We start from the raw sequence: 14,546 nt of genomic DNA on the forward strand, positions 1-14,546 counted from the left end.
CGTGTTATCCGGTATTAGCACCGATTTCTCGGTGTTATCCCCGTCTACAGGGCAGGTTGCCCACGTGTTACTCACCCGTCCGCCGCTAACCAAATAGAAGCAAGCTTCTATTCGATCCGCTCGACTTGCATGTATTAGGCACGCCGCCAGCGTTCGTCCTGAGCCAGGATCAAACTCTCCATAGAAAAGTTATCCTTAGCTTTTGTACGCTTTTCGCTTCGTTCAGTTTTCAAGGAACATCTCTACCGCTCTTTGAGCGACCTTTTTAATATAACATTTACTGTTTTCTTTGTCAACACTTTTTTATTTTTCATAAATTGCTTGTTTCAATCAGCAATAAGTATATTATCAAAAACAAAATATCTCGTCAACTGTTTTTTAAAAAAATAAGGCTTGGAAGTAATGACCCAAGCCTCTCAGTCTGTCACTATAGTAGTTACTCAACTAAAAATGCAAAATATAGAATGAAAACAACAAATAAACCGTACATAATTGGATGAATTTCTTTCGCTTTACCTTTCGCAATCATTGTAATTGGGTAAAAAATAAACCCAATCGCAATTCCTGTTGCAATACTATACGTTAAAGGCATTGAAATTAATGTTAGAAATGAAGGAACAGCAATTTCAAAACGAGTCCATTCAATTTTTCCAAGCGATGATACCATTAGTACACCAACAATAATCAATGCCGGTGCTGTGACTGGTGCTGTCACAACCGATAACAGTGGAGAGAAAAATAACGCAAGCAAAAATAAAATTGCTGTTACGACAGAAGTAAAACCTGTACGTCCACCAGCCGCTACCCCAGCTGAGGATTCAATGTACGATGTTGTTGTAGACGTCCCTAAAATTGCTCCAACAACCGTTGCACAAGAATCAGCAAAAAGCGCTTTCCCGGCTCGTGGCAATTTATTATCTTTTAATAACCCTGCTTGATTCGCGACCGCCACTAGCGTTCCTGCGGTATCAAAGAAATCGACGAATAAAAATGTTAGCACAACAGCTAGCATTTTAATATTGAAAATTTGGTCAAGATGTTCAAAAGCTACTCCAAATGTAGGTGCTAAACTCGGTACAGAACCAACTACTTTTGTTGGTACATCGATTAATCCTGCAATCATTCCAACGACAGCTGTAACCACCATTCCAATGAAGATTCCGCCGTTTACACGACGAACCATTAAAATAACGGTAATGATTACTCCAAAAATAGCCAACAATGTATTCCCATTTGTTAAATGACCTAGGCCAACAAGAACTGCGTCATTATTAACAATAATACCTGCGTTTTGGAATCCAATAAACGTAATAAATAACCCGATTCCTGCACCAACTGCATATTTTAAATCTTCTGGAATTGAGTTAATGATTTTTTCACGAATACCACTTAGCGTAAGTAAGATAAAAATCATTCCAGACATAAGAACGCCAGATAACGCTGTTTGCCAAGGAATACCCATCGTTAATACAACAGTAAAAGCAAAGAAAGCATTCAACCCCATCCCCGGTGCAAGCGCAATAGGATAGCGCGCAATTAATCCCATTAACAAGGATCCAACAGCTGCCGCAATAGCCGTCGCCGTAAATACTGCACCTTGATCCATTCTCATTTCATTCGGTAAATCTGGTACAGCACTTAATGATAAAACAGCTGGATTAACAAATAAAATATAAGCCATCGATAAGAAAGTTGTTAAACCTGCAACAATCTCTCTCTTGTAATTTGTACCAAACTCATCAAATTGAAAATACTTCTTAATCACTTCAAGTCCCTCCATATGTTGTAATAAAAAGAAAAACGCTTCTAGCAAACTACCAGAAGCGTTGACTATGATGCATAATGCACAGAACATAGAGAGGAACCAAGCAGATCCCTCTCCCCCACATTACACATCGTAGTCAAGCTATTTACGGTAGCTTGGTAGAGACTCCCGAGCCATATTCTCGAGATTATACGATGTATCCTCTATTTACTTTACACATACATTCTAACAACAAAACGGAGTAGAGTCAAGTTAAATCACGAACATTTTTTTATTTAAATATTTTTTTGTTCGCTTTTACTCCCATTCGATTGTTGCCGGTGGCTTGCTTGTAATATCGTAAACAACGCGATTAACATGAGGCACTTCGTTTACAATACGTGTAGAAATTACTTCAAGAACATCCCAAGGAATGCGCGCCCAATCCGCTGTCATCCCATCAATCGACGTTACAGCACGAATGCCGACCGTATAATCATACGTGCGGGCATCTCCCATCACCCCAACGCTACGAATGTCAGGGAGTACCGTGAAGTATTGCCAAATGTCACGATCAAGTCCTGCTCTCTTTATTTCTTCACGCAAAATCGCATCCGATTCACGAACGATTTCTAACTTCTCCTCTGTCACTTCACCTAATACACGAATGCCAAGTCCTGGACCCGGAAACGGCTGACGCCATACAATCTCGTCTGGAATACCTAACTCTGTACCGAGTGCACGCACTTCATCTTTGAAAAGTGTATTTAGCGGTTCGATTAGTTTAAATTTCATGTCTTCCGGTAAGCCACCAACGTTATGATGTGATTTAATCGTTTGAGCCGTTGCTGTGCCGCTTTCAATAATGTCGGTATAAAGCGTACCTTGTACTAAAAACTCAATGCCATCTAGCTTTGCTGCTTCGTCATCAAACACGTAAATGAACTCATTCCCAATAATTTTTCGTTTTTGCTCTGGATCACTTACACCTTTTAATTTATTTAAAAACCGTTCTTTTGCATCCACTTTAATGACGTTCATATGGAAACCTTCACGGAACGTTTTCATGACACTTTCTGCTTCCCCCTTGCGAAGCAAACCGTGGTCAACAAAAATGCACGTTAACTGATCGCCAATCGCACGATGAACGAGAACAGCTGCTACCGACGAATCAACACCACCACTTAAAGCGCAAAGCACTTTTTTATCGCCTACAAGTCTACGAATTTTACGAACTTCGTGCTCAATAAAGCTTCCCATCGTCCAATCGCCTTTACACTTACAAATGTGAAACACGAATCGTTTTAACAATTCATTTCCATATACTGAGTGGCGCACTTCTGGGTGAAACTGAACGGCATAAAACTTTCTCGTTTCATCGCTCATCGCGGCAATCGGACAAGATGGGCTTGTCGCATCAACGGTAAACCCTTCTGGCGTTTTTGTCACTAAGTCGCCATGACTCATCCAAACAATTTGCTCTGTCGGTAAGTCACCAAACAGTTGCGACGCACGTTGTACCGTAATCGTTGCTTTCCCATATTCCCGATGAGTCGCTTTTTCAACTTTCCCACCTAAATGATGCGTCATTAGCTGCATGCCATAACAAATACCTAAAATCGGAATGCCTAACTGAAAAAGTGCTGGATCGCACGTCAATGCTTGTTCGTCATATACACTATTTGGACCACCCGAAAAAACAATCCCTTTTACATTCATTTGTTGAATTTGCTCTGCTGTAATCGTATGTGGATGTAGCTCGCTGTACACACCAAATTCACGAATACGGCGCGTAATTAACTGATTGTACTGGCTACCAAAATCTAAAACGACGATCATTTCCTGCTGACTCAAACGAAATCACCCCATCTACATATAATAAAAAAGCTAGCATTCATACCCTCGCATAAAAAAACGAAGGCAGAATTCTAGCAATATAGAACACTGCCTTCGTAGTCGGGTCATTTACGGTGTCCCGGTAGAGACTCTCGAACCATATTATCGAGGATATACGAAGGTAAGCATCTTAAATTTTAATTCATTCTACCAACTTCATTCCTCATCGGTCAAGATACCTCCGTTTTTATTAAATTTTCTAACAATTAACAACAATATATTACGTGCATATGATATATCAATGAAATAGGTTACAGGAGAATAACTAACTATGGATGTTCAAACGAAAGCACTTATCGGTTCATTTACTCAAGCTGTAGGTACTGTCACTTCAGCCATTGGAAGCATTCCTTTTTTAAGCGATAAGAAACAGTTCGCCCTTGATTTATGGGGAAACGTATTGCAAGCGACAGGAAACGCCCTAGAGGCAGATGCCGAGATCCCTGATACACTAGGTATATACGGAAATCAAATTCAAGCTATCGGTAACGTAACCGTTGTTGCTGGACTATTAAACAAAGATGGAAGTCAACAGGAGATCACAGGAAATTGGTTACAATCATTAGGGGGGCTCATTGCGTTTGCGGATGATTGGGAAGGTGAGCAGTCATCTTTAAGCCCAGTGGGAAATTTGCTTCAATCGATCGGCAACGCCTTACAAGCTATTGGTGGCATATGTGAAGGACGAGGAAGTAAAGAGGGAGGGCAGACGATTGGCATCATTGGGGCATGGATTCAAGCTGTTGGCTCTGTTCTTTGTTTTTTAAGTCAGTTAGAAAACAAGGCTACTCGTGAAACAAAAGAGTAGCCTTTTTTTTTCAATGCTAAAACGAATCAATCTTTTTTCCAACAATAATTAAATCTCTTTTCATCCCGTCTAACTCGGCGACTTTCGGCAAATATCCCCACTTCTCAAAACCTACACTCAAAAATAGTTTCATGCTCGGCTCGTTGTGCGCAAAGATAAATCCGAGCAAAGTATCAATACCAAACTTCGGACACTCCGCTATCACTTTAGCTAAAATCTTTTTCCCTAATCCTTTTCCTCTAAAATTTTCATGAAGATAAATACTTATCTCAGCAGTCGCATGATAGGCTGGTCTCCCGTAAAAAGATTGAAGGCTTACCCAACCACAAACTTCATCTCCATATTTCACCATCCATAGAGGTCTTTGATTAGGGTTGTGTTCCTTAAACCATTCCAATCTATCGTCTATCGATACGGGCTCTGTATCAGCAGTTACTAATCGACTTGGAATTGTCGAGTTGTAAATGCTAACGATTGTCGGTAAATCATCTATACTCGCTATTCTAAATGTAACATCTTCTAACATAATCATACTCCTTCGCATCGTTTCATTGTATATTTCTACATTAACATTCACACATAATTTTAAAATGTCTAAAAATAAAAAATCCCCTTATCTTCTTATAAGGGGATAGGTCCTTTACATAAAAAATGCGGGAGAAGCGACCAACGCCACTTCTCCCACACGAAAAAGTATTACATCATGCCGCCCATGTCAGGCATGCCTGGTGTATTTTTGTTTTCTTCTGGCTTGTCAGCAACTACCGCTTCAGTTGTTAAGAACATAGCGGCAACAGACGCTGCATTTTGAAGTGCAGAGCGAGTTACTTTTGTTGGGTCAACGATACCTGCTTCGATCATGTCAACCCACTCGCCAGTTGCTGCGTTGAAGCCGATGCCAGGCTTTTCTGTTTTTAAGCGCTCTACGATGACAGAGCCTTCTAAACCAGCGTTTTGTGCGATTTGACGAACTGGCTCTTCGATTGCACGAAGAACGATTTTCACACCCGTTGCTTCGTCACCTTCAGCTTCAATAGCTGCAACTTTGCTGTATACGTTCATTAACGCTGTACCACCGCCGGCAACGATACCTTCTTCAACTGCGGCACGTGTTGCGTTTAATGCGTCTTCAATGCGTAATTTGCGCTCTTTCAATTCTGTTTCTGTTGCAGCACCAACTTTGATTACCGCAACACCACCAGCTAATTTTGCTAAACGTTCTTGTAATTTTTCACGATCAAACTCAGAAGTAGTTTCCTCTAATTGAGCACGGATTTGGTTGATGCGTGCTTGAATGTCTTCTGCACGACCAGCGCCACCAACAATTGTTGTATGTTCTTTCGTTACAACAACTTTCGCTGCGCGACCGAGTGAAGCAATTGTTGTTGATTTCAATTCGCGACCTAACTCTTCTGTGATCACTTCACCACCTGTTAAAATCGCGATATCTTGAAGCATCGCTTTACGACGATCACCGAAGCCAGGCGCTTTTACTGCAACAGCTGTGAATGTACCGCGAAGCTTGTTCACAACTAATGTTGCAAGCGCTTCGCCTTCTACATCTTCAGCAATGATTAACAATGGCTTGCCTTGTTGAACAACTTGCTCTAATACAGGAAGAAGTTCTTGAATGCTTGAAACTTTTTTATCTGTAATTAAGATGTACGGATTTTCTAATACAGCTTCCATTTTATCAGAGTCTGTGATCATGTATGGAGATACATAACCGCGATCAAATTGCATACCTTCCACAACATCTAATTCTGTTGTGAAACCTTTAGACTCTTCTAATGTAATGACGCCGTCTTTACCAACGCGTTCCATTGCTTCTGCGATTAATTGACCAACTTCTTCGTCAGCCGCAGAAATCGCTGCAACTTGAGCGATTGAGTCTTTGCCTTCAATTGGTTTAGAGATCGCTTTTAATTCTTCTACTGCAACAGCAACAGCTTTTTCAATACCTTTGCGAATGCCCATTGGGTTCGCACCAGCTGTTACGTTTTTCAAACCTTCACGAATCATCGCTTGTGCTAATACAGTCGCTGTTGTTGTACCGTCACCAGCAACATCGTTTGTTTTGCTTGCTACTTCCGCAACAAGCTTCGCACCCATATTTTCAAACGGATCTTCTAATTCAATTTCTTTCGCGATTGTTACACCGTCATTTGTAATGAGTGGCGAACCAAATTTTTTCTCTAATACAACGTTACGACCTTTTGGACCTAATGTTACTTTTACTGCATCAGCTAATTTATCTACACCGCGTAACATCGCACGACGAGCTTCTTCGCTGAATTTAATTTCTTTTGCCATACATCTTACCCCCTTGATAATCATTTTTGTTAAGTATTTTTGTATGCTTTATATGTTATCAGGCGAACGATTAACCAATCACAGCTAAAATGTCGCTTTCACGTAAGATTAAGTACTCTTTTCCATCATATTTCACTTCTGTACCCGCATATTTTGAGAAGATGATGCGGTCACCAACGCTCACTTCTGGAGCTACACGCTCACCATTGTCAAGAACACGGCCTGAACCAACTGCAACAACTTTTCCTTCTTGTGGTTTTTCTTTCGCTGTGTCTGGTAAAACAATTCCGCTCGCTGTTTTCTCTTCAGTTTGGATTAATTCAATAACAATGCGATCACCTAGTGGCTTCAACACGGCAAACGACCTCCTTAATTAGATTTTCGTTCCGTTATTAGCACTCGTTATTATTGAGTGCTAACACACTTATTATATTAATGAACTTTTTTCAATTTTGCAAGTAGGAAGTTAAAAATTTTTCACTAAATGTTTCCCTTTTTCATTATGTCTTTCCTTTCGAAATTCATACAAAAAATATGGTAAAATGAAAAAGTACTCATTTTGCAAAAAGGGGTTGAACATGTGAAAAAGCAATATTGGTTTGTCATCATTACATACATTGCTATGCAACTATCCAGTTTAGTTGGCGTTCCTTTGCTCGCACATAGCGGATTTATTAACGCATCAAATAAAGAAGTAGCTTTTTCGATCGCCTCTGGTTATTGGGCTGTTATTAGTTTTTCGATTGCTCTTTTTTTCGTTCTTTATTTCATGAAAGAAGATATGAAGTATTCGTACGATCGCCATCAAGCATCAATTGGAACGTCGATCTTTTGGGCAATTGGGGGGTTTTTGCTCGCTCTTTTCGCTCAAGGCATTGCAGCAAACATCGAAGTACACCTCTTTGGTGTCGAAATGGGATCCGAAAACACACGACGCATCGTCGAAATGGTAAAGCTCACACCAGCACTTATGCTTGTCACTTCGATCGTTGGACCAATCTTAGAAGAAATCATCTTTCGAAAAATTATTTTTGGGACGTTGTATGAAAAATATAACTTTCTTTTATCAGCCCTTGTCAGTTCACTTTTATTTGCTGTTGTTCATTTAGAATTCGAGCATTTGCTTCTTTATGCAACAATGGGATTTGTATTTGCGTTCTTATATGTCAAAACAAAACGTATTCTCGTACCCATTGTGGCCCATGTGCTCATGAACACCTTTGTCGTCGCCATTCAAACATTATTCGCTGAAGAAATTGAAAAAATGATGCGCGAAGCAGAACAAATGCAATTCGTGATTTGGAGGCTGTTTTCATGAAATCTGAACCGTTGTTTTATTTTCTCATGGGCATTTTATTTACTTATTTTGCTGTGGATAGTGCCGATGATGGTATTTGGGATGTAACGACGATGTTATTCATCCTAATTGCAACATTTGATTTTGGCACAGCGATTCGCTCTTTATTAAAAAAAACCTCCCGCTCATAAACGGGAGGTTTACTCATTTCCGTAATGTTTTAAAAAGTAAACGAGTGACTGCAATTCGACCGCTAAATCAATATGATGAACACGAATGTGCTCTGGCACATGCAGACGAGCAGGCGTAAAGTTTAAAATTCCTTTAATGCCTTTTTGAACAAGTCGGTCAGTAATCGGCTGAGCAACCTGAGCAGGAACAGTTAAAATCGCTACCGTAATTCCACCGAGTTTTTCTTCCAATTCATTTAAATGATAAACTGGAACTCCTCCGACTTCTGTTCCGACTTTATCTGGATCTACATCGAACGCCATCACAATTTTCGTATTATTGTTTTTGCTAAAATTGTAGTTCAAAAATGCCGTCCCTAAATTACCGACTCCAAATAACGCGACTTCTGTCGTTTCATCTTGATCTAACGTTTTACGGAAAAAAGACAACAAATAATTCACATTATATCCGTATCCTTTTTTTCCAAGCGCACCAAAGTATGAAAAATCACGGCGAATCGTTGCTGAATCGACTTTTACAGCTTCACTTAACTCCGCTGAAGATACACGCTGCTTTCCTGATGCATGCAAGTTTTTCAAAAAACGATAATACAACGGTAGTCGCTTTGCGGTCGCCTGCGGAATTTTTGGTTGTTCATTGTTCACGAGTCAATCCCCCACATTTCCTTTCACAAATAGTTAGCGCTTTCATTTTTCTCTCCTATACATCGAAAAAGTTCTCTCCACTTTTAAACTATACACTATTTTTTTCATTCTGTCTTTCCTTTGTACCCTTTATTATTATTTTTGTCAAATTTGTTATTCACACACTAGTATTGCCGAACATGAAGAAAGTGCGTTACACTATCAAAAGAAGATTGAGGTGAGAAATGATGATCATTTTACAAATAAACCAACTATCCAAATCATATGGGGCTGAACAAGTTTTATCAGACATAAAACTTGAAATACAAGAAAAAGATCGCATTGCTCTAGTTGGGAGAAACGGTGCAGGAAAATCAACATTATTAAAAATCATTACTGGGCAATTGTCATACGATACAGGTGAAATTATAAAGCCAAAACATGTGACAATCGGCTACTTAGATCAATATACAGGTTTGCAAGCTCATCGCTCTATTTGGGACGAAATGCTCGATGTTTTTGCCCCGCTTCAACAAATGGAAAAGCAATTGCGTGAACTAGAACAACAAATGAGCTTGCATGATGCTGACTACGAAAGACTATTAGAACAATATGATCGTTTACAAACGGAATTTAAGGAAAAAGGCGGTTATCAATATGAAGCAGATATTCGTTCTGTTCTTCATGGCCTTCGCTTTTCCCAGTACGATTATACAACAAAAGTATCAACATTAAGCGGCGGACAGCGGACGAGACTAGCGCTAGGAAAACTACTTCTGACTAAGCCAAATTTACTTATTTTAGACGAACCAACGAACCATTTAGATATGGAAACATTACAATGGCTTGAACAGTATTTAAAAAACTATACAGGAGCCATTCTCATCGTCTCGCACGACCGCTATTTTCTTGATCAAATCGTCACACAAGTGTACGAATTGTCGCGCACAAAAATAAAAAAATATGTCGGCAACTATACAAGCTACTTACAACAACGCGCGGAACAGTTCGAACAACAACTAAAACTGTATGAAAAACAACAAGAGGAAATCACAAAATTAAAAGATTTTATTCAACGAAATATCGCTCGCGCCTCAACAACAAAGCGAGCACAAAGCCGCAGAAAACAATTAGAAAAAATGAACATCATCGAAAAACCGCTCGGTGATGAAAAATCGGCATCGTTTCGTTTCGAGATTGAACGCCCAAGCGGAAATGATGTGCTAACAGCTAACGATCTAGCGATCGGTTACGATCACATCATCGCAAAAAATCTTTCGTTTCGCATCACTCGCGGGGATAGTATCGCATTAATTGGACCAAATGGAATTGGCAAATCAACTCTTTTAAAAACGATCGTCAAACGACTTCCTATAAAACAAGGGGAGCTGCGTTACGGAACAAACGTCCAGGTCGGCTATTATGATCAAGAACAAGCGGAATTAACATCTAATAAACGCGTCATCGACGAGCTGTGGGATGAAGATCGATTAAAAACAGAGAAAGAAATTCGGACCATTCTCGGAAACTTTTTATTCTCTGGTGACGACGTATTGAAGTCTGTTCAGACATTAAGCGGCGGGGAAAAAGCGCGGCTCGCTCTCGCTAAGCTAATGATGAAAAAAGCGAACGTATTAGTTTTAGACGAGCCGACAAACCATTTGGATTTAGATAGCAAAGAAGTGCTAGAACAAGCACTCATTGAATATCCTGGGACCATTATATTCGTCTCTCATGACCGTTATTTTATTAACAGAATCGCAACCAAAATATATGAGTTATCCACAGATGGACTTATCGAATACTTAGGAGACTATGATTATTACGTAGCAAAAAAAGCAGAACTGCTTGAGCTTGGACAAATCAATCAAAAGACAATAACAGAAGAACGCTCTTCACTAAAGCGTTCATATGAAGAAGAAAAAGAACGAAAAAAGCTTGAACGGCAACGACAACGAAAAATCGAACAGCTAGAAATGGAAATGGAGCAACTGGAGCAACAAATCGCTACGTATGAACAACAATTATATGATCCTTCCTGTTACAACGACTATGAAAAAGCTCGGGATACTCAAGCAAAGATCGAAGAACTAAAGAAAAAATTCGACGAACTATTTGAACAATGGGAACTTTTACAACAATAATAATGAGCTAGCCCTATTTGTGGACTAGCTCATTTTTTACACAAATATATCCACAGAAAAAACACCTAAATATAAGTTATTCACCGATTTTTCCACATTATCCACAAAAAATTTAAAAAATCCACATATATCATTGTGGTTAACTCGTTATGATAAAATAACATACAATCAACGTTTTCCACATTATTCACATATATGTGGATAAAATAATCCACAAAAAAGAGTGCCGTTTTTCTTCTAGGAAATTTATACGATTATAAGAAAGGGTGCCCCGTTACGTCCGGGACACCCACTTGCTATAACAGTAAACTTGGGCTGGCATTTAACGCCATTGTCGCTCGCTTTCCTTGTTGAAATAATACCGTCCCCGCTGCCGCAATCATCGCCGCATTATCTGTGCAAAGCGACAACGGCGGGATAACTAACTCGACTTCAGGCAGCTGCTTCATTTGTTTTTGTAATTGCGTACGCAGTCCTTCATTTGCTGCCACACCGCCAGCTAGCAATATTTGTTTCACGTTGTAATGCGTAGCTGCTTGAATTGTTTTTTCAACTAACACCTCAACAACACTTGCCTGAAAACTTGCTGCCATATCTTCAGGACGAATCGTCTCTCCACGCTGTTTTGCATTGTGCAACGCATTAATAACCGCTGATTTTAATCCGCTAAAACTAAAATCATATGAACCTTCTTCAAGCCATGCGCGCGGTAAATCAATAGTTGGTTTTCCCTGTTTCGCTAAGCGATCAATGTGGGGTCCTCCCGGATAAGGTAGTTGTAACGCTCGGGCAACTTTGTCATACGCTTCCCCTGCCGCATCATCGCGCGTCTCGCCAATCACTTCAAATACACCATGCTCCTTCATGTAAACGAGTTCCGTATGACCTCCTGATACAACAAGGGCTAAAAGTGGAAATTTCATTTCTTGTACAAGCTGATTCGCATAAATATGTCCTGCGATATGATGCACATTAACAAGAGGAATGCGATGTGCAAAAGCTAATGCTTTCGCTGCATTTACGCCGATTAATAGCGCACCTACTAATCCTGGACCTTCTGTCACCGCAATGGCATCGAGCTCGCTCACATCCATATTTGCTCGCCTCATCGTTTCTTCTAACACGAGCGTCATTTGTTCAACATGATGACGTGAGGCAATTTCAGGAACAACTCCTCCAAATCGCTGGTGACTTTCCATTTGTGAAGCGACAACGTTAGCTACAATTTCACGTCCGTTTTTCACAATGGCTGCAGCTGTTTCATCGCAACTTGTTTCAATTCCAAGTACAAATATATCCTTTTTACTCATAATCTCACCCACATGACTAATGCATCTTCTTGATTATCCGAATAGTATCGTTTACGAATACCTCCATTTAAAAAACCGAGTTTCCGATACAATGATTGTGCAACGATGTTCGATACTCGCACTTCTAACGTCATTGTTTGCGCTCCTTCTTTTTTTGCCAACTCCATCGCCTGTTTCATCAGTGCTTCTCCTAACTTTTTGCCACGAAACTTCGGCAATACCGCAATGTTTGTAATATGTGCCTCATCCATGACCAGCCACATACCACAATAACCGATAATTTGTCCATCATACTCCATCACAATATAACGAGCATACGGATTGTTTGTCAATTCTTGATAAAAGGAAGAACGGCTCCACGGAAGTGTAAATGAACATTGCTCAATTTCCATAATACGATCAAGATCTTGAAGCGTCATAAAGCGAAAAAAAACATTCACTTAACCTTCCGCCCTTTCTTGTTGACGAGCAAGCCAATTCGCTTCGGCCTCTGCTAAACGAATATAGTTTGGGACAAATGTATGAACATCTTCTGGTTGACGATTCATTCCTAACCATGCAAGTTCGCTTGGGCGCGGATTGTGAAGGGTCGCTGAGGCTAATTGGACAGAACGACCTAGCGCTTCAACAAACACTGCTTCGTGTAGCACACTATCATTTCCAACTAATAAAATTGGTTCATTGTACGATTTTAATTCATTTGCCCAATCTGTCGCCAAAATAACTTGATCAGCTACAATGGATTGAATGTTGCCCCCTTCAGCTTTATAAAGACCTGTATAAATTTGTCCACGCCGAGCGTCCATTAATGGAACAATAAGCCCATCAAAATACTTCGCATTTGCTGCCATCACTTCTAAACTCGATATACCGACAAGCGGAATGTTTAGCGTCCAAGCCAGCGTTTTAGCAATCGTCACACCAATGCGAACACCTGTGTATGATCCAGGTCCTTTCGCAACAACAATACGGGCAAGATCTTGAGGGCTTACCTCACATTCTTGAAGAAGCGCCTCAATCGCAGGCATTACTCGTATCGAATGATTTTTTTTCAAATTCGTAATCATTTCGCCTTTAACGACTTGTCCATCAACGATAGCGATCCCCATAACAAATGTAGATGTATCAATGGCTAACACTTTCATCACTAAAAATCTCCTTACATAGCTGTTTATAACGTTCACCAATCGGTGAAAAACGAATGATTCGATTTTCTCCATCCGCATGGTGAATCGTAATATGTAAACGCTCAGATGGCAAATATGGTTCAATTAAATGTGCCCATTCGACAACTGTTACACCATCACCAAAAAAATATTCATCAAACCCTAAATCTTCTTCGCTTTCATCTAAACGATATACATCCATATGATACAAAGGTAAGCGCCCTTCATACTGCTTTATAATAGTGAAAGTTGGGCTGTTCACATTACGGTCAATTCCTAAACCTTTTGCTAATCCTTTTGTAAACGTTGTTTTTCCTGCTCCCAAATCACCTTCTAACGTAATAACGTCTTTAGGTTGAACATATCGAGCAAGTTTCATCGCTAATGCTAACGTATCTTCAGGATGATGTGATACATATTCATATGTTTTCATCGTTCATTCCCCTAATTGAATAAAATCAATATACAAAAAAGACCTTAGGATCACTCTCCTAAGGAAATGCTACACATATAAGTGTACACGAAAACAAATCATAACGCAAAAAAGGCATAAAAAAATACGAAACTTACACCGTTTCGTTGTTTCGTTTCATTGGTTGCGGGGGCAGGATTTGAACCTGCGACCTTCGGGTTATGAGCCCGACGAGCTACCTGGCTGCTCCACCCCGCGGCAATAGAAAATAAACATAATAATGCCCGGCAACGTCCTACTCTCGCAGGCGGTGTCCCGCCAACTACCATCGGCGCTGGAGAGCTTAACTTCCGTGTTCGGGATGGGAACGGGTGTGACCTCTCCGCCATCGTCACCGAGCAAACATGCTTTTTCGTTTCGCCTTTTTAGGCGTGAAGGATGATTCCTTCAAAACTAGATAACAGGTTAAGCAGTCGCCTACGCTTTTCTTATGTGTTTAGTTAAGTCCTCGATCGATTAGTATCCGTCAGCTGCACGTGTCGCCACGCTTCCACCTCGGACCTATCTACCTTGTCATCTTCAAGGGATCTTACTCGCTTGACGCGATGGGAAATCTCATCTTGAGGGGGGCTTCACGCTTA

14 protein-coding genes, 1 tRNA gene, 3 rRNA genes and 2 riboswitches are annotated in these 14,546 nt (G+C 40.3%); of the genes, 4 read left to right on the forward strand and 14 right to left on the reverse strand.

Annotated elements, in window-relative coordinates; genetic code table 11:
• The 3 genes from ASC42_RS12865 to guaA form a co-directional block, all read right to left on the reverse strand.
• Positions 1–185: ribosomal RNA gene (locus tag ASC42_RS12865) — 16S ribosomal RNA — on the reverse strand; the annotation flags it as partial.
• Positions 186–436: 251 nt separating this feature from the next.
• The gene (locus ASC42_RS12870) at positions 437–1,762 is read right to left on the reverse strand and encodes an NCS2 family permease (protein WP_032099481.1); all 1,326 of its coding nucleotides are present in this window, start codon (positions 1,760–1,762) and stop codon (positions 437–439) included.
• Positions 1,763–1,878: 116 nt separating this feature from the next.
• Positions 1,879–1,980: riboswitch (purine riboswitch) on the reverse strand.
• A gap of 82 nt (positions 1,981–2,062) precedes the next feature.
• Positions 2,063–3,583 carry a glutamine-hydrolyzing GMP synthase gene (gene guaA / locus ASC42_RS12875; protein WP_055442051.1) on the reverse strand — a complete coding sequence of 507 codons (1,521 nt, stop codon included), beginning with the start codon at positions 3,581–3,583 and terminating at the stop codon, positions 2,063–2,065.
• A 94-nt stretch (positions 3,584–3,677) separates the two neighbouring features.
• Positions 3,678–3,779: riboswitch (purine riboswitch) on the reverse strand.
• Positions 3,780–3,911: 132 nt separating this feature from the next.
• Between guaA and ASC42_RS12880 the strand changes: the two genes are divergently transcribed.
• A complete protein-coding gene (locus ASC42_RS12880) occupies positions 3,912–4,448 on the forward strand; it encodes a DUF6944 family repetitive protein (protein ID WP_055442045.1) in 537 nt (178 codons plus the stop codon).
• Between the two features lie 16 nt (positions 4,449–4,464).
• On the opposite strand, the gene ASC42_RS12885 is transcribed toward ASC42_RS12880, so the two are convergent.
• The 3 genes from ASC42_RS12885 to groES all read right to left on the reverse strand — a co-directional run bounded on the left by ASC42_RS12885 (position 4,465) and on the right by groES (position 7,116).
• A complete protein-coding gene (locus ASC42_RS12885) occupies positions 4,465–4,974 on the reverse strand; it encodes a GNAT family N-acetyltransferase (protein ID WP_055442046.1) in 510 nt (169 codons plus the stop codon).
• A 170-nt stretch (positions 4,975–5,144) separates the two neighbouring features.
• Positions 5,145–6,761 carry a chaperonin GroEL gene (gene groL / locus ASC42_RS12890; protein WP_006323915.1) on the reverse strand — a complete coding sequence of 539 codons (1,617 nt, stop codon included), beginning with the start codon at positions 6,759–6,761 and terminating at the stop codon, positions 5,145–5,147.
• Positions 6,762–6,831: 70 nt separating this feature from the next.
• On the reverse strand, positions 6,832–7,116 hold the full coding sequence (gene groES, locus ASC42_RS12895) for a co-chaperone GroES (RefSeq protein WP_004888755.1): 285 nt from the start codon (positions 7,114–7,116) through the stop codon (positions 6,832–6,834).
• A 225-nt stretch (positions 7,117–7,341) separates the two neighbouring features.
• Between groES and ASC42_RS12900 the strand changes: the two genes are divergently transcribed.
• Together ASC42_RS12900 and ASC42_RS13835 are read left to right on the forward strand one after the other, a co-directional pair.
• Complete coding sequence (locus tag ASC42_RS12900; RefSeq protein WP_032099475.1) at positions 7,342–8,079, forward strand: CPBP family intramembrane glutamic endopeptidase; 738 nt, start codon at positions 7,342–7,344, stop codon at positions 8,077–8,079.
• Positions 8,076–8,249 carry a YdiK family protein gene (locus ASC42_RS13835; RefSeq protein ID WP_032099476.1) on the forward strand — a complete coding sequence of 58 codons (174 nt, stop codon included), beginning with the start codon at positions 8,076–8,078 and terminating at the stop codon, positions 8,247–8,249. The genes ASC42_RS12900 and ASC42_RS13835 overlap by 4 nt, the downstream gene beginning before the upstream one ends.
• Positions 8,250–8,258: 9 nt before the next feature.
• On the opposite strand, the gene ASC42_RS12905 is transcribed toward ASC42_RS13835, so the two are convergent.
• Positions 8,259–8,894, reverse strand: a complete 636-nt coding sequence (locus ASC42_RS12905) for a redox-sensing transcriptional repressor Rex (protein ID WP_032099477.1) — start codon at positions 8,892–8,894, stop codon at positions 8,259–8,261.
• A 227-nt stretch (positions 8,895–9,121) separates the two neighbouring features.
• Here ASC42_RS12905 and ASC42_RS12910 point away from each other — a divergent pair, with 227 nt between their 5' ends.
• Positions 9,122–11,017 (forward strand): ABC-F family ATP-binding cassette domain-containing protein, encoded by a 1,896-nt coding sequence (locus ASC42_RS12910; protein WP_055442047.1) that lies wholly within the window; start codon positions 9,122–9,124, stop codon positions 11,015–11,017.
• Positions 11,018–11,313: 296 nt separating this feature from the next.
• On the opposite strand, the gene tsaD is transcribed toward ASC42_RS12910, so the two are convergent.
• The 7 genes from tsaD to ASC42_RS12945 all read right to left on the reverse strand — a co-directional run.
• A complete protein-coding gene (tsaD, locus tag ASC42_RS12915) occupies positions 11,314–12,327 on the reverse strand; it encodes a tRNA (adenosine(37)-N6)-threonylcarbamoyltransferase complex transferase subunit TsaD (protein WP_055442048.1) in 1,014 nt (337 codons plus the stop codon).
• Positions 12,324–12,767 (reverse strand): ribosomal protein S18-alanine N-acetyltransferase, encoded by a 444-nt coding sequence (gene rimI, locus ASC42_RS12920; protein ID WP_082435734.1) that lies wholly within the window; start codon positions 12,765–12,767, stop codon positions 12,324–12,326. Before rimI ends, tsaD begins: the two co-directional genes overlap by 4 nt.
• A complete protein-coding gene (gene tsaB, locus ASC42_RS12925; protein WP_055442049.1) occupies positions 12,768–13,472 on the reverse strand; it encodes a tRNA (adenosine(37)-N6)-threonylcarbamoyltransferase complex dimerization subunit type 1 TsaB in 705 nt (234 codons plus the stop codon).
• Positions 13,453–13,926: a tRNA (adenosine(37)-N6)-threonylcarbamoyltransferase complex ATPase subunit type 1 TsaE gene (gene tsaE, locus ASC42_RS12930; protein ID WP_055442050.1), complete on the reverse strand. Its 474-nt coding sequence runs from the start codon at positions 13,924–13,926 to the stop codon at positions 13,453–13,455. The genes tsaB and tsaE overlap by 20 nt, the downstream gene beginning before the upstream one ends.
• 160 nt (positions 13,927–14,086) lie before the next feature.
• Positions 14,087–14,163 (reverse strand) — tRNA-Met (locus tag ASC42_RS12935).
• 24 nt (positions 14,164–14,187) lie between these two features.
• Positions 14,188–14,304: ribosomal RNA gene (rrf, locus tag ASC42_RS12940) — 5S ribosomal RNA — on the reverse strand.
• Between the two features lie 97 nt (positions 14,305–14,401).
• Positions 14,402–14,546 (reverse strand): 23S ribosomal RNA (locus ASC42_RS12945); the annotation flags it as partial.

The sequence above is a fragment of the Anoxybacillus suryakundensis genome (genome assembly GCF_001418025.1).
GTDB lineage: Bacteria > Bacillota > Bacilli > Bacillales > Anoxybacillaceae > Anoxybacillus > Anoxybacillus tengchongensis.